We start from the raw sequence: 14,793 nt of genomic DNA, 5'->3' as shown, positions 1-14,793 counted from the left end.
GAGCCACGCTGCGCTTCACCGACAGTACGCGAATGACAATGAAATGAGAGCGACGTGCGCCATCGAGCCCGAGGGCAGGACGGCGACAGGGAGACCTGACGCGGAAATCCTGCCGCTCAGGCGAGCGGGCAAATCGATACTCGGCTGGTACAGCTGCTACTGTCCAAGATCGTGATTCCGGTTAAAAGAATTGCGGGAATTTTAGAGGGCGGCGTAAAGTTCAGTCAAGCCGCGATCGGCGGAGAGTGCGCATGTGGGTTTGCTACAGCCGTGTCGTAGACAGGCCGTAATTAATTGCTCCGGACTGCGAATGTTGAGTTCAATCCGGTTCGCCCGGCACGAGTCTCAAGCGCGTGATTTCCGAAGGCGCACCGAGTCGTTTCGGCGGACCCCAATAGCCCGTACCGCGACTCGTATAAACCCAGAGTCCGTTCAGGCGCGCGAGGCCTGCCGTGAACGGCTGTTGCAGGCGCACAAAGAAATTCCACGGAAAGAACTGACCGCCGTGCGTATGACCCGACAACTGCAGCGTAAAGCCGGCCGCCGCGGCCGCTTCGGCCGAACGCGGCTGATGCGCGAGCAGCACCCTGATCAGCACGTCGCCCGGCGCGCCGGCGAGCGCCGCGACCGGGTCGCTGCGATGCGCGGGGTCGTGATGACCCGCCGAGTAATCGGTGACGCCGGCGATGACGGCGCGCGCGCCGTCATGGTCGACGATCACGTGTTCGTTCAGCAGCACCCGCAAGCCGAGCCGGCGGAATTCGGCGATCCACGAGTTCGCTCCGGAGTAGTACTCGTGATTGCCGGTCACGAGAAACGCACCGTGCCGCGCGGCGAGCCGCGACAGCGGCTGCGTATGCCGGCTCAGCTGCGGCACGCTGCCGTCGACGACGTCGCCCGTCACCGCGATCAGATCCGGCTTGAGCCGGTTCACCGCGTCGACGATCGCGTCGACATAACGGCCCTTGATCGTCGGGCCGACGTGGATGTCACTGATCTGCACGATCGTGAAGCCGTCGAGCGCGGCAGGCAGATCGTCGATCGGCACGTCGATCGTGACGACGCGCGCGCGACGGCGCGCGTTGAACAGGCCGATCAGCGTCGACAGCAGCGCGAGCAGCGGCACCGCCGCCGCCGAGCCGGTGCGCCAATGCGCGATCGTGAGCGTGTTCGGCCAGATCGCGTCGATCGTCAGCAGCGACGCCAGCACGAGGTCGCGCGCGAACGTCAGTACCAGCAGCGACGAGAAGAAGCCCATCGCGAGCAGGCCCACCCACGCGAGCCGGTCGCCGAGCGGCTGGCGCTTGAAGCCGCGCGCCATCATGCCGACCGGGATCAGGAAGATCGACAGCACGAGCCACAGCGCGCACAGCCCGCGGCCGGCCGCGGTGATCGGCATGTCGGGAATCAGGCGCAAGCCGACGTAGATATGCAGCAGGATGCCAATCAGGATGATGCGGACAAGAAACGATGAACGTCGCATAAAGAGGATCAGGGTGGGAAGGAGGCCAAAGGGCCGGCATCAGCGACAGCGCGGCGGCGATCGGTTAACGAACGCGGCGAATCATTCTACCGACATGTTCGGTGCCTTGCCGTAGCCGCAAAATTCGTGCTCCCGCACCGCACGACACGCCGGCCCCGAAGCCGCCGGGACGCGCCACGAAAAGTGTTCGCCGGGGCAGGCGCATTCCGTGCTCAGCACATACTTACAGGGCCGCGCGCCACGCATTCAATGACTATGCAAGCGAATTAAATGGGCTTTGAATTGTATTCATGCGTGGAGTATGCTTGAAACAAGCCAGCTTGTTGCCGGGGCAGCGTAGGGCGCTTCGGCCATGACTGGTTCTGTCGCCGGGAAAGATCGGGCGGGGGGAGGCACATCATGAAGCTGCTCAAATCGGGCCACCTGTGGCATCACGCGCACGACGTGCATCATGTTCATCATGAGCATCATGTCGGGCACGAGGGCAGCCACGTGATGCTGCCGCTCGTCGGTATCTCGCTGATGGCGATTGCGCTTTACGTCGGCGTACGCAACATCGATTTCTCCGAACTCGGCAAAAGCGCGCTGTTCGACGTCGTGATGGTGTGCGTCGCGCTTGGCATCGCGGGCCTGTTCGGTGCGGTCGGCGCGTGGCTGCGCTCGAATGGCGACGAAGCCGAAGAGGGCTTCTGCTTCATCGGTGCGCTGATCGGCACGGTGGTCTTTTATATCGCGGTGCTGACCTGACGCGATCCGATCCAGCGCGTGGCGCGCACCCGCAGCGCCATCCATCATCAACGCCCCGTCACACTATGCGCGCCGCTTCGTCGAACGAAAAACGCGGGCTGCGTCCAAACAGCTTTGACGGATCGCCGTGGCCAAGATTGATCAGGAAGTTCGACTTCAGCGTCGTGCCCGCAAAAAACGCTTCGTCGACCTTGGCCTGATCGAAGCCCGACATCGGCCCAGTGTCCAGACCGAGCGCACGCGCCGCGAGAATCAGATACCCGCCTTGCAGCGTCGAATTGCGAAACGCCGTGTCCGCGATCAACCGCTCGTTGCCGACGAACCAGCTGCGCGCATCCGCATGGGGAAACAGTTTCGGCAGATACTTGTAGAAGGCCATGTCCATGGCGACGATCACCGTGACGGGCGCGGCCATCGTTTTCTCGAGATTGCCAGCCGACAACGCCGGGCGCAGTTTCTCCTTGCCCTCCGACGTCCTGACGAACACGAAGCGGCCCGGACTCGAATTGGCCGAGGTCGGGCCGAGCAGTACGAGCTCCATCAGCTCGCGCAGCACGGCGTCGTCGATCGGCTTGTTCTGCCAGCCATTGTGCGTACGCGCGTCGCGAAAGAGCTGCGCGAGCGCCTGATCCGAAAGTGTCATGGAAGTAGTCCGTGCGAAAGAACAGAGGGAACGCGGAGAGCCGCGTCGAATGAAAGAGCAACGCGCGTGAATCAGCGGGTGAGCCGGTGTCGCCATAATAGTCAGGGTTTTGACTTGTCCGCTTGCATCCAGACATTCCGATGAGCACCGATTTATTCAACGACCTGCCGACGCCCGACGTCGACTGGTATCCAGACTGGCTCGCAGCGGCCGACGCCGAACGCCTGCTGGCCCGACTGATCGACGAAGTGCAATGGCGCCAGGACATGATGGGCACGCCCGCCGGCCGTGTTGCACTGCCGCGTCTGACCGCCTGGCAGGGCGAGCCGGACGCGGTGTACGTGTACTCGGGCATCCGCAACGTGCCGCAAGCATGGACGCCCGCCGTCGCCGAACTGAAGGCGGCCGTCGAGGCGACCAGCGGCGCGCGTTTTAACAGCGTGCTGCTGAATCGTTACCGCAGTGGCGCCGACAGCATGGGCTGGCACGCGGACCGCGAGCCCGAACTCGGCAAGCAACCGGTGATCGCGTCGGTGAGCCTCGGCGTCGCGCGCAGGTTCGATCTGCAGCACAACCGCAGCGGCGTCGTGCAATCGTTCTCGCTGAAGGGCGGCAGCCTGCTCGTGATGAAAGGCGACACCCAGGCGCAGTGGCGTCATCGGGTGCCGAAGGAGCCGCGCGTGAGCGGCGAGCGCATCAATCTGACGTTTCGCTGGGTCACGCCGAGAATGACGCCGACCTGAGGCAGCGAGCGGCAATGCTCTGACCGGCGCGCCATACCAAAATTGATATCGAGGGCGCGAATCATATGATTGGACGGTTAACGCCTCGCACAGTACGCTACATCACGATCCATGGGCCGTGAGGGCCACGAGGGCCGGGCAGACCGCTGGGTCGTCTACACAACAACGATTGGAGACTGTCATGGCGAATACACGACGTGCCGCGTGTCGCGCTCTGGGCGCGCTCGCGCTTTGCGCGAGTCTCGGAGCGCTGACGCTGGCCACGCCCGGCGCGCATGCCGAGGACAAGAAAATTACGCTCGGTTTTGCGCAGGTCGGTGCGGAAAGCGCATGGCGCACCGCGAATACCGAATCGGTGAAGTCGGCGGCGACGGAGGCCGGCATCAACCTCAAATTCTCCGACGCGCAGCAGAAGCAGGAAAACCAGATCAAGGCGATCCGCTCGTATATCGCGCAGAAGGTCGACGTGATCGCGTTCTCGCCGGTCGTCGAATCGGGCTGGGAACCGGTGCTGCTCGAAGCCAAGGCCGCAAAGATTCCGGTGATCCTGACCGACCGCAACATCGACGTGAAGGACACGTCGCTGTACGTGACGATGATCGGCTCGGACTTCCTCGAAGAAGGACGGCGCGGCGGCCACTGGCTCGCGGATCACTACAAGGACGATAAAGGTCCGGTCAACATCGCCGAGCTGCAAGGCACGGTCGGCTCCGCGCCGGCCAACGACCGCCACGCGGGTCTGATCGAAGTGATCAAGAGCGATCCGAAGTTCAAGATCATCGCGTCGCAAAGCGGCGACTTCACGCTCGCCGGCGGCAAGCAGGTGATGGAAGCGTTCATCAAGACCTACGGCAACAAGATCAACGTCGTCTATGCTCATAACGACGACATGGCGCTCGGCGCGATCCAGGCGATGGAAGAAGCCGGCATGCATCCGGGCAAGGACGTCGTGGTGGTTTCGTTCGACGCAACCAAGGGCGGCTTCCAGGCGATGGCCGCCGGCAAGATGAACGTCGACGTCGAGTGCAGCCCGCTGCTCGGACCGCAGCTGATGTCGGCGGTGAAAGACGTGGTGGCTGGCAAGCCGCTGCCGAAGCGCATCCTGACTCAGGAGACTGTCTTCCCGATGAGCGTGGCCGCGCAAACTCTGCCGTCGCGTAAGTACTGACGCGGCGCGCAACGTCGCCGCGGCAGCGCTCGCGCGAGCGCCGCGGCGTGTGCGGTGTTCAGGCGCCGGGGCCAACGGGCTCACGGCGCGAAGGAGATGTGCAGTACGGACGCATCGAACAGGTTTCTCCAGTGGTGCCTGACCGCCCGGGCTGCTTTCTTCTGCAGCGGGCGGTCTCTTTTCAGGAGCATGCGCCCGCCGGAGCATGCCGCTGGGGCCTGCCGAACCATGCATAGCCGATCGAGCGAGGTCCATGACCCATTCCGCTACCGAACCGAATCACCCGGACCAGCCGCGGCGCGGCACGCCGCCGGGCGCGCCAAGCCAACAGAATGACATGAGCGCGCGCGAACCGATTCTGGCGACCTCCGGCGTCAGCAAGACATTTCCGGGCGTGAAGGCGTTGCAACACGTCGACTTCCGCCTGTTTCCCGGCGAGGTCCATACGCTGATGGGCCAGAACGGCGCCGGCAAATCCACCTTGATCAACGTGCTCACCGGTGTGCTCGCACCCGATGCCGGCACGATCCGCCTCGGCGGCGAGGTGGTCGCGTTCGCGTCGCCGCAGGAAGCCGAGGCGGCCGGCGTGCGCACGCTGTACCAGGAAGTGAACCTGTGCCCGAATCTGTCGGTGGCGGAGAACATCTTCGCGGGCCGGCAGCCGCGCCGCTTCGGCGCGATCGACTGGCCCGACATCAAGCGGCGCGCGCAGGAAGCGCTCGCGCGCCTCGACGTGTCGCTCGACGTCACGCGCTCGCTCGACGCCTATCCGATCGCCGTGCAGCAGATGGTCGCGATCGCGCGAGCGTTGTCCGTCGATGCGCGCGTGCTGATTCTCGACGAACCGACTTCGAGCCTCGACGACAGCGAAGTCGCGCAGCTATTCAAAATACTTCGACATCTTAAGCGATCGGGCATTGCGATCCTGTTCGTCACGCATTTCATCGAGCAGACTTATGCGATCTCCGATCGCATCACGGTGATGCGCAACGGCGAGCGCGAAGGCGAATATCTCGCGCGCGATCTGTCCGCGGATCAGCTGGTCGCGAAGATGGTCGGCCACGAGCGCATGAGCGCGCGTCTGCGCGAAGCGGCGCACGACGGACAGGCCGCCGACGATCAGGAGGTCGCGCAAGACCACACGGAAGCAACGGCCACGCAGCCGTTCATCGAGCTGCGCGGCGTCGGCCGTCGCGGCACCTTGCAGCCGATCGATCTCGAGATGCAGGCCGGCAAGATTCTCGGCCTCGCGGGTCTCCTCGGCTCGGGCCGCACCGAAACCGCGCGGCTTCTGTTCGGCGCGGATCGCGCGGACAGCGGCACGATCCTCGTCGAAGGGCGCGCCGTGCGGCTGCGCACGCCGCACGACGCGGTGCGCCACGGCATCGGCTATTGCGCGGAAGACCGCAAGAAGGAAGGCATCGTCGCCGAACTGTCGATCCGCGAAAACATCATGCTCGCGTTGCAGGCGCGGCGCGGCTGGTGGCGCAAGATCAGCCGGCAACGCGCGCGCGAGCTCGCCGATATGTGGATCGAGCGGCTCGGCATCAAGGCGTCCGACGCCGAGCAGCCGATCGCGCTGCTGTCCGGCGGCAACCAGCAGAAGGCGCTGCTCGCGCGCTGGCTCGCAACCGATCCCAAACTGCTGATCCTCGACGAGCCGACCCGCGGCATCGACGTCGCCGCGAAGTTCGAGATCATGGACCGGCTGCTCGCGCTGTGCGCGAACGGCCTGTCCATCCTGTTCATCTCGTCGGAGATCAGCGAGGTGCTGCGCGTGAGCCATCGCGTCGCGGTGCTGCGCGATCGCCGCAAGATCGCCGAGGTGGCCGGTAAGGCATCGAACGAGGACAACATCTACCGACTCATCGCAGGGAGCGGCGAATGAAGCTATCGAACTGGTTCGCGCGCGACGGGGTGGAGCGTCCGCTGCTGTGGCCATGCGTGACGCTCGTGTTGCTGGGCGGACTGAACCTGCTGGCCAATCCGCATTTTCTCGCGCTGCGCACGCTCGACGGCCACCTGTTCGGCGCGCCGATCGACATCCTGAATCGCGCGGCGCCGCTCGTGCTGGTCGCGATCGGCATGACGCTCGTGATTGCGACACGCGGCATCGATATTTCGGTCGGCGCGGTGGTCGCGATCGCGGGCGCCGCGGCCGCGACGATACTCGCGACCCAGGCCGTGCCGAGCGGTGCGCTGATCGCGCAGGCGCTGCTGGCCGCGCTCGTCGTCGGCATCTTGAGCGGCATGTGGAACGGGCTGCTCGTCGCGTTCGTCGGCATGCAGCCGATCATCGCGACGCTGATTCTGATGGTCGCGGGCCGTGGCATCGCGCAACTGCTGACCGCCGGGCAGATCATCCCGATCGGCGCGCCCGGCTATCTGTTCGTCGGTGGCGGCTACTGGCTCGGCGTGCCGTGCTCGGTATGGATCGCGACCGTAGCCGTGCTGGCGACCGCCGCCCTGGTGGAGGGCACGGCGCTCGGTCTGTTCATTCGCGCGATCGGCGTGAACCCGGTTGCGACGCGACTCGTCGGCTTGCGCTCGAAGGCGATCGTATTCGCGGTGTACGGCTTCTCGGGCTTGACCGCGGCGCTGGCCGGCATCCTGATCAGCTCGAACGTGCGTAGCGCGGACGGCAACAACGCGGGCTTGCTGCTCGAACTCGACGCGATTCTCGCCGTGACGCTCGGCGGCACGTCGCTGCTCGGCGGCCGCTTCAGTTTCGCGGGCACGGTGCTCGGCGCGCTGATCATCCAGACGCTCACGTACACCACGTATTCGATCGGCGTGCCGCCGGAAGCGACGCTCGTCGTGAAGGCGGCCGTCGTGCTCGCGGTCAGCGTGATCCAGTCGCCGGCGGCACGCGCGCTCGCGGTGTCGTTCGGCGCGTCGCTCGTCAAATCGCGCGGGGTGGCACGATGACGCGCGTTCTCGAAGCACTCGCCCGCGTGGTCGATCCGCGCACGCTGCCGATCGCGGTGACGGTCCTGCTGTTCTGCGCGCTGTTCGGCTTTGGTTCGGTGATGTACACCGGTTTCTTCGCGTGGCAGGTGTTGCTCGATCTGCTCGTCGACAACGCGTTCCTGCTGATCGTCGCGATCGGCATGACGTTCGTGATCGTGTCGGGCGGCATCGATCTGTCGGTGGGCTCGATCGTCGCGCTGACGACGATCGTCGAAGCAGTGCTGTCCGAGCACATGCATGTGTCGGTGTGGCTCATCATTCCGATCGTGCTGTTGATGGGCACGGTGTTCGGCGCGGTGCAGGGCGCGCTGATTCACTACTTCCGCCTGCAGGCGTTCATCGTGACGCTGGCGGGGATGTTCTTCGCGCGTGGTCTGTGCTTTCTGATCACGACGCAGTCGATCACGATCACCGATCCGACGTTCAAGGCGATCTCCGCGTTTCGTCTCAGCGTCGGCGTCGGTTCGGTATCGGCGAACGTGCTGATCGCGGCCGTGACGCTCGCGGCCGCGATCTATGTCGCCCATTTCACGCGCTTCGGACGCAACGTGTATGCGGTCGGCGGCAATCCGCGCTCGGCGCTGCTGATGGGCCTGCCGGTCGCGCGCACGCGGGTCGGCGTGTATGCGCTGAGCGGCTTCTGTTCGGCGCTCGGCGGCGCGGTGTTCACGTTCTACGTGCTGTCGGGCTATGGGCTGCAAGGGCAGGGCATGGAACTCGATGCGATTGCGGCCACGGTGATCGGCGGCACGCTGCTGACGGGCGGCGTCGGTTATGTGGTCGGCTCGCTGTTCGGCGTCGGCATTCTGGGCACGATCCAGACGCTGATTACGTTCGACGGCACGCTCAGTTCGTGGTGGACGCGCATCGTGATCGGCGCGCTGCTGTGCGCGTTCTGTTTGCTGCAGCGATTGATCGAGCGGCACGCGAAATCGGTGCGTCGGCCCGGCGGCACCAATGCGGTCACGACGACGGGGCATGGGCACGGGCGTGACGAGACGTCGACGACGGCGTCGTCGGATTCGCAGGTGTTGGGGCGGGCGCCGGGCTAGCGCGCGGTCTTCCAGTCGCTTCGAACCACGGCGGCGCGGCGCAAGCCGCGCCGCGTTCATGTTAGTCCGCGCGGCCGCTTCCGAGCGTCCAGCTCATGCCGTTCGCACCGGCATAGACCGCGAGCTCGGCGCATTCGCGGATTTGCGCGTCGCCAGCAGGTGCATGCAGCGCTTGAGCGCTGCAATCGTCAGCGCAATGAGCAGCAGACCCGCAATCACATCGGCGAGATAGTGACCGCCTTGCGTCGGCGCCGACAGGATCAGTGTGTTTCCCGTCGTTACGCGGGTGCGCAGCGTCGTTGCCGATGAGCACGTTTTCGTTTGCGTGACCTATTATCAGAAAGAGTTGTGAACAGTACGACTGCGGTTGCGATGCAATCCGCGAATCGTGCAACTGAATGCAGATGCCGTGGAGAAAGAGCGATGGTTCGCATGGAAATACTCGACGCGCTGCGGGCATACACCGATCCGTTCCGCGTCACGAGCGGCAAAGATTTCTTCCTGAAGGATTTCGATCCCGGCGAGACGGTGGGACTCAGAATGCATAAGGAAGAGGCGCAGCAACTACTCCAGCGCGGGTCGAAATGGCTCGCGATGGAGCAGGAGATCCTCTACGCGCAGGATTCCTGGTCCGTGCTGCTGGTGTTCCAGGCCATGGACGCCGCGGGAAAGGATGGGACGATCAAGCATGTGATGTCGCGCGTCAATCCGCAGGGCTGCGATGTCATCTCGTTCAAGCAGCCGTCGGATGAGGAGCTCTCCCACGACTTCCTTTGGCGCTATTCGAGGAAAGTGCCCGAGCGCGGGCACATCGGCATTTTCAACCGCTCGTACTATGAAGAGGTGCTGGTGGTGCGCGTGCATCAGCATCTGCTCCATGCGCAGAAGATCCCGCCGGCACGGGTCGGCAACAACATATGGGACGAGCGGCTCGCCGACATCGCGCGCTTCGAGGACTATCTGACGCGCCAGGGCGTGGTCATTCTCAAGTTCTATCTGAACCTGTCGTACGGGGAGCAGAAGAGGCGATTCATGGATCGCCTCGACAATCCCGACAAGCACTGGAAGTTTTCCGCAGCCGACGTTCGCGAGCGTCGCTACTGGAACGACTATATGCACGCCTATGAAGAGGCGATCCGCGCGACGGCCTCCGAAGCGGCTCCGTGGTTCGTCGTGCCCGCCGACAACAAACCTTTCACGCGCCTCATCGTCGCGGCCGCGATCGTCGAGGCCGTCGAGAAGCTCGACCTCGAATATCCGAAAGCCACGCAAGAGCAGATGAAGGATCTCGCCGCCGCGAGGGAGGAGCTCGACGCTGAAGCGGTGGACGCGACGAGACCCGATCAACCCGGGGACGATCCAGACCATTGAGAGCGGCCCCCTGACCCGAAATCACTGGAACCGGGAGACACGAGGATGAGCTCAGTTGAGAGTGCGACGCCGTGGCATGCGATGCCGGCCGGTGACATCGAACGGCAGTTCAACGTCGATCCCGCGCAGGGCCTCGATGCAACGGAAGCGACCGGGCGGCTGTCCACCTATGGGCCGAACCGCCTCCCGCAGGGCAAGAAGAGGGGGCCGGTCGTACGCTTCCTGATGCAGCTCCACAACGTTCTGATCTACGTGCTGCTCGCGGCCGGTTTCGTCAAGTTGATGCTGGGCCTGTGGCTCGATGGCTCGGTCATTCTGGCCGTCGTCATCCTCAACTCGCTGCTCGGCTTCCTGCAGGAAGGACGCGCCGAGAAGGCGCTCGACTCGATTCGCAACATGCTGTCCGCGGAAGCGCGCGTGATGCGTGGCGGAGCGGTTCGCTTGATCCCCGCCGAGGAACTCGTGCCCGGCGACATCGTGCTACTGGAATCGGGCGACAAAATCCCGGCGGACATGCGTCTCGTCGACGCCAGGAACCTGCGCACGGAAGAAGCGGCTCTTACGGGGGAATCCCTCCCGGCCGAGAAGGGCACCGCGCCGGTACCCGCCAAAGCCACGGTCGGCGACCGCGAGAACATGGCGTTCTGCGGCACGATGGTCTTGTCGGGGCGGGCAACCGGTGTCGTGGTGACGACCGGGAGCCAGACGGAACTCGGCCGGATCAACCAGATGCTCGCCGAGGTTAGCGCGCTCGAGACGCCGTTGCTGCGCCAGATCAAGAAGTTCGGCTACGTCATCACGGCAGTGATCGCCGTTGTCAGCGTGCTGCTCTTCTCCTGGGGGCACTGGCTCGGACACATGACTTTCGTCGAGCTGTTCCAGGCCATCGTGGGGATTGCGGTATCGGTCATCCCGGAAGGCCTGCCGGCGCTCATCACCATCACGCTCGCCATCGGCGTGCAGCGCATGGCACAGCGCAACGCCATTATTCGCCGCCTGCCGGCGGTCGAAACTCTGGGAGCCGTCTCGCGCATCTGCTCGGATAAAACGGGCACGCTGACCCTGATGGAGATGATGGTGACCTCCGTCGTAACGGCCGAAGCGGCCTATGCCGTTACGGGCGACGGCTACGCCAGCGAAGGAGAGGTCAGCGCCGATGGCAAGCCGCTCGGCGCCGCGCCGGACGTGCTCAAGCTGATGGGCCGCGTGTCGCTGTTGTGCAACGACGCCGAGCTCTTCGAGGAAGACGGCAAATGGAAAGTGGAGGGTGACCCGACCGAGGGCGCGCTCTATCCGTTCGCTTCCAAGCTGGGCATGGACCGTGCCGCCGAGACGGCCGCCGCGCCGAGGATCGACGCGATCCCCTTCGAGTCCGAGCACAAGTTCATGGCGACGTTGAACCGTTCGATGGACGGCGAAATGCTGCTGGTCAAGGGCGCGCCGGAGGTGATCCTCGAGCACTGCGACCGGCAGCAGACGGCGCAAGGCCCGGCGCCCCTCGATCGCGAGTACTTCGCGAGGGAGGGCGACCGGCTCGCTGCGCAAGGTGAGCGCGTGCTCGGGCTCGCGTGGCTGTCGGACCCGGGCCTGCGTACGGGCGGCCTCGGGCCGCAGGACCTGCCGCGTACCCTCGTACTGCTCGGCCTCGCGGGCCTGATGGACCCGCCGCGCAAAGAGGCGATCGACGCCGTGCGCGAATGCCACGGCGGCGGCATTCGCGTGACGATGATTACGGGCGACCACAAGATCACGGCGGCGGCAATCGCAAGAATGCTGGGCATCGGCGACGGCAAGACCGCCGTGTCCGGCACCGAGATCGAGGCGATGAACGATGCGGCGCTGCAGGAATGCGTGCGCGGCGTCGACGTGTTCGCGCGCGCGAGTCCCGAGCACAAGCTGCGGCTCGTCAAGGCGATCCAGGCGAATCGGCAGATCGTCGCGATGACGGGCGACGGCGTCAACGATGCGCCGGCGCTCAAGAAAGCCGACATTGGTGTCGCGATGGGGATCAAGGGCACCGAGGTGACGAAGGAGGCGGCGGGCATGATCCTCGCCGACGACAATTTCGCGTCAATCTCCGCGGCGGTGAAGGAAGGGCGCACGGTCTACAACAACATCGAGAAGGCGATGCTGTTCATGCTGCCGACCAATGTCGCGCAAGGCGCGGTGATCGCGGTGGCGATCCTGTTCGCCTTCACGCTGCCGATCACGGCGCCGCAGATCCTGTGGGTCAACATGGTTACTTCCGTCGCGCTCGGCCTGACCATTTCGTTCGAGCCGCACGAGGCAGACGTGATGCGCCGCTCGCCACGCGCAATCGACCGGCCGATCGTCACGCGCTTCGGCATCTGGCGCATCCTGTTCGTCGGCGCGGCGCTCGTGATCTATACGCTGTCCACCTTCTTCTGGATGAAGTCGCAAGGGGCGTCGGATCAGATGGCGCGCACGGCCGCCGTCAACGCCATTACGCTGGGCCAGGTGTTCTATCTGCTCAACATCCGGTATCTGCTCGATTCGTCGCTGTCCGTGCGCGCCCATACAGGCAATCGCTATCTCTGGTACGGAATAGCCGGCGTCGTGGTCTTGCAGCTTCTGTTCACCTATACGTTCCCGTTCCATGCCGTTTTCCACACCGAGGCTCTGCCCTTGTCAGCGTGGGGGTGGCTCGTCGGTGGTGGCGTCCTGTTTTTCCTCGTGGTGGAGATCGAGAAGCTCGTTTTCCGGCTCACCCCTGCATTGAGAGGATTTGTGACGTCGCAACAGGAGGGCGCGGCCTTGCCCAATGATCCCGCGAGGTAGGCCGCCTTGGCGGCCGCCTGCTACATCTCATGCACGCGGCGGAGGATGAAAAACAGGTTAGCCGAGACTGCATTCACGATCGGTATCCGCTCGAAAGGCCGGTTCAGCTTCATGCCGATATTGGCCAGGGCGTTGAGCGCTCCGCCGCCCTTTATGCCTTTTGCGAAGGTGGGAAAGACCTGGTGATAGCCGCATTCTTCCAGTACGAATCCCGACCGGAGAAACAGGCGCTTCGCGTCGCTGAGACTGTACAGCCGATTATGGCCCGTGTACTTCTTCATGACTCTGCACGCGTTTTCGGTCACCGATAAGCGGTTAGGTAAAAATGTGATTATCAGCAAACCGTCGTTTTTCAGCACGCGCCATAGCTCATCGAGGCTCTTTTGCTCGCGGGCCACGTGCTCGAGTACACCGCTTCCGATCACCACATCGAATTGATTGTCTTCGTAGGGCAGCAGAAATTCATGATCGAGCGATGCGAAAGATAACCCGGCGTACTCATGGAATTCCGCGAATTGCCCATCCTTGCAGATGTCGCAGCCATATATGTCGATGTCATGGTAGAGCGTGCGAAGCATGCACGAATCTGGCGCGTGCCGGCATCCCCAGTCGAGCACTTTCATGCCACGCTTGATATACGGTGCGTAAATTTCGAACGCGCGCACGTGGCGATCGAGGCTCGCGTTGTTGGCAATGACCGATTGCACATAGTCCCGGTATTCACCATCGCTACGATGTGCAATGTAGTCCTCGCAAAGCTTGGCATAAGTCGCCTTGACCTGCTGCAATTCATTGCTCGGGATCGTTTCAGTGTCGATGGGTTTATGCATATCTCCCTCATGGCGGTGCGAACGATACGACGAATTTCAGGCTCTACCGGGCCAGTATGGTGGTAATCCTTGGTCCATGTTGAGGTCTGCGCAATCCGTTTCCGCAGTACCGGCTTTCGCTGCCCGAGTGACATCGGGGTTGAGAGGTTCGCGGGATGTTGACTACTCCGATTTTGAGCGCTGATGGACTGCGCTTGGCGAGACCTGCGGCAGCAACTACCTCGATAAAGCCGCGATAGTGAACGGGTTCAAGTTTTGAAGGATAGCAGTTGAATTTGTCAAAACTGGTCGGGGAACCTCTCCATTTCGCGCCTTATTCTGATGGTTTTGCGCCTTGACGCTCATCCGTTGTGTTCGAGCGAACATCAGTGCCAGCCTCCCGTTGCCTGGCCGTCTTATTCAGCGTTAACCGGCGATAGCGCTCTATCTAGCCCCCACGACCAGCGATGCGGCGACCCCGGAAGGCGTCTCGACCCCAAATTTTTATGTTGCGGCGCATCTAAAACCATCCTATAACCATCCACATGGATGGTGCAAGGATGGTGTGATGAAGAAACCCGCGGTATTGGACACCCCCCGCTCGAAAGGCGGCGACTCGGAAAAAATCACGATCAACCTCGGACCGGTCGACCTCGGGCAGATCGACCTGCTGGTTGAAGAAGGCTTCTATGCGAACCGGACCGACCTGATCCGAACGGCGATTCGCAACCAGCTCGCGCTACATGCGCGGGTCGTCCAGGAAACGGTTGCGCGTCGTTCGCTCGTGCTCGGGCTGCAGCATTTCTCCAGGCAGGATCTCGAGGCGATTCGAGCCGCGCGCGAGCGTCTCAACATTCAGGTCCTGGGATTGGCCAGCATTGCCGCCGATGTCTCCCCGGAACTCGCGCTCGCGACTATCGAAAGCGTCGTGGTGCTGGGAGCCTTTCATGCTTCGCCCGCAGTCAAGACGGCGCTTGCCGGCAGAATCCACTAGCCGCGCGAGGCGCA

The 14,793-nt window shown here is 63.7% G+C and carries 12 protein-coding genes; 9 read left to right on the top strand and 3 right to left on the bottom strand.

What is annotated here, in order from left to right; all coding sequences use genetic code 11:
• Nucleotides 1–319 precede the first annotated feature (319 nt).
• Entirely contained in the window at nucleotides 320–1,483 is a 1,164-nt protein-coding gene (locus OKW27_RS15895) for a metallophosphoesterase (protein WP_090806186.1), read from the bottom strand.
• 399 nt (nucleotides 1,484–1,882) lie between these two features.
• On the opposite strand from OKW27_RS15895, the gene OKW27_RS15890 reads away from it, so the two are divergent.
• Nucleotides 1,883–2,230: a hypothetical protein gene (locus tag OKW27_RS15890; protein WP_090806184.1), complete on the top strand. Its 348-nt coding sequence runs from the start codon at nucleotides 1,883–1,885 to the stop codon at nucleotides 2,228–2,230.
• 58 nt (nucleotides 2,231–2,288) lie between these two features.
• Here the strand turns inward: OKW27_RS15890 and OKW27_RS15885 are convergent, their stop codons facing one another.
• Entirely contained in the window at nucleotides 2,289–2,873 is a 585-nt protein-coding gene (locus OKW27_RS15885; RefSeq protein WP_429334050.1) for a malonic semialdehyde reductase, read from the bottom strand.
• A gap of 140 nt (nucleotides 2,874–3,013) precedes the next feature.
• Between OKW27_RS15885 and OKW27_RS15880 the strand changes: the two genes are divergently transcribed.
• From OKW27_RS15880 to OKW27_RS15850, 7 genes are all read left to right on the top strand, one after another.
• Nucleotides 3,014–3,616, top strand: coding sequence for an alpha-ketoglutarate-dependent dioxygenase AlkB family protein (locus OKW27_RS15880; RefSeq protein ID WP_090806179.1), 603 nt, complete (start codon nucleotides 3,014–3,016; stop codon nucleotides 3,614–3,616).
• A 181-nt stretch (nucleotides 3,617–3,797) separates the two neighbouring features.
• The gene (locus OKW27_RS15875) at nucleotides 3,798–4,784 is read left to right on the top strand and encodes an ABC transporter substrate-binding protein (protein WP_090806177.1); all 987 of its coding nucleotides are present in this window, start codon (nucleotides 3,798–3,800) and stop codon (nucleotides 4,782–4,784) included.
• 253 nt (nucleotides 4,785–5,037) lie between these two features.
• Complete coding sequence (locus tag OKW27_RS15870) at nucleotides 5,038–6,672, top strand: sugar ABC transporter ATP-binding protein (RefSeq protein ID WP_429334049.1); 1,635 nt, start codon at nucleotides 5,038–5,040, stop codon at nucleotides 6,670–6,672.
• Nucleotides 6,669–7,712, top strand: a complete 1,044-nt coding sequence (locus OKW27_RS15865) for an ABC transporter permease (RefSeq protein WP_090806172.1) — start codon at nucleotides 6,669–6,671, stop codon at nucleotides 7,710–7,712. Before OKW27_RS15870 ends, OKW27_RS15865 begins: the two co-directional genes overlap by 4 nt.
• Nucleotides 7,709–8,806, top strand: coding sequence for a galactofuranose ABC transporter, permease protein YjfF (yjfF, locus tag OKW27_RS15860; RefSeq protein WP_018420772.1), 1,098 nt, complete (start codon nucleotides 7,709–7,711; stop codon nucleotides 8,804–8,806). The genes OKW27_RS15865 and yjfF overlap by 4 nt, the downstream gene beginning before the upstream one ends.
• 423 nt (nucleotides 8,807–9,229) lie before the next feature.
• A complete protein-coding gene (locus OKW27_RS15855; RefSeq protein WP_090806170.1) occupies nucleotides 9,230–10,177 on the top strand; it encodes a polyphosphate kinase 2 family protein in 948 nt (315 codons plus the stop codon).
• A gap of 45 nt (nucleotides 10,178–10,222) precedes the next feature.
• Nucleotides 10,223–12,976: a cation-transporting P-type ATPase gene (locus tag OKW27_RS15850; RefSeq protein ID WP_429334048.1), complete on the top strand. Its 2,754-nt coding sequence runs from the start codon at nucleotides 10,223–10,225 to the stop codon at nucleotides 12,974–12,976.
• A gap of 20 nt (nucleotides 12,977–12,996) precedes the next feature.
• Here OKW27_RS15850 and OKW27_RS15845 read toward each other — a convergent pair whose 3' ends face one another.
• Complete coding sequence (locus OKW27_RS15845; protein WP_090806167.1) at nucleotides 12,997–13,806, bottom strand: class I SAM-dependent methyltransferase; 810 nt, start codon at nucleotides 13,804–13,806, stop codon at nucleotides 12,997–12,999.
• Between the two features lie 547 nt (nucleotides 13,807–14,353).
• Between OKW27_RS15845 and OKW27_RS15840 the strand changes: the two genes are divergently transcribed.
• A complete protein-coding gene (locus OKW27_RS15840; RefSeq protein WP_018420777.1) occupies nucleotides 14,354–14,779 on the top strand; it encodes a CopG family transcriptional regulator in 426 nt (141 codons plus the stop codon).
• The last annotated feature ends 14 nt before the right edge of the window (nucleotides 14,780–14,793 follow it).

Source organism: Paraburkholderia sp. 35.1 (genome assembly GCF_050436525.1).
GTDB classification, from domain to species: Bacteria; Pseudomonadota; Gammaproteobacteria; order Burkholderiales; family Burkholderiaceae; genus Paraburkholderia; species Paraburkholderia tuberum.
Note: the sequence above shows the minus strand (reverse complement) of the source record. Positions and strands in the feature narration are given on the sequence as shown.

What these genes read in the sequence shown, in the direction of transcription:
- OKW27_RS15895 (WP_090806186.1), bottom strand. Translation starts at nt 1,483, where the DNA reads ATGCGACGTTCATCGTTTCTTGTCCGCATCATCCTGATTGGCATCCTG.
- OKW27_RS15890 (WP_090806184.1), top strand. Translation starts at nt 1,883, where the DNA reads ATGAAGCTGCTCAAATCGGGCCACCTGTGGCATCACGCGCACGACGTG.
- OKW27_RS15885 (WP_429334050.1), bottom strand. Translation starts at nt 2,873, where the DNA reads ATGACACTTTCGGATCAGGCGCTCGCGCAGCTCTTTCGCGACGCGCGT.
- OKW27_RS15880 (WP_090806179.1), top strand. Translation starts at nt 3,014, where the DNA reads ATGAGCACCGATTTATTCAACGACCTGCCGACGCCCGACGTCGACTGG.
- OKW27_RS15875 (WP_090806177.1), top strand. Translation starts at nt 3,798, where the DNA reads ATGGCGAATACACGACGTGCCGCGTGTCGCGCTCTGGGCGCGCTCGCG.
- OKW27_RS15870 (WP_429334049.1), top strand. Translation starts at nt 5,038, where the DNA reads ATGACCCATTCCGCTACCGAACCGAATCACCCGGACCAGCCGCGGCGC.
- OKW27_RS15865 (WP_090806172.1), top strand. Translation starts at nt 6,669, where the DNA reads ATGAAGCTATCGAACTGGTTCGCGCGCGACGGGGTGGAGCGTCCGCTG.
- yjfF (WP_018420772.1), top strand. Translation starts at nt 7,709, where the DNA reads ATGACGCGCGTTCTCGAAGCACTCGCCCGCGTGGTCGATCCGCGCACG.
- OKW27_RS15855 (WP_090806170.1), top strand. Translation starts at nt 9,230, where the DNA reads ATGGTTCGCATGGAAATACTCGACGCGCTGCGGGCATACACCGATCCG.
- OKW27_RS15850 (WP_429334048.1), top strand. Translation starts at nt 10,223, where the DNA reads ATGAGCTCAGTTGAGAGTGCGACGCCGTGGCATGCGATGCCGGCCGGT.
- OKW27_RS15845 (WP_090806167.1), bottom strand. Translation starts at nt 13,806, where the DNA reads ATGCATAAACCCATCGACACTGAAACGATCCCGAGCAATGAATTGCAG.
- OKW27_RS15840 (WP_018420777.1), top strand. Translation starts at nt 14,354, where the DNA reads ATGAAGAAACCCGCGGTATTGGACACCCCCCGCTCGAAAGGCGGCGAC.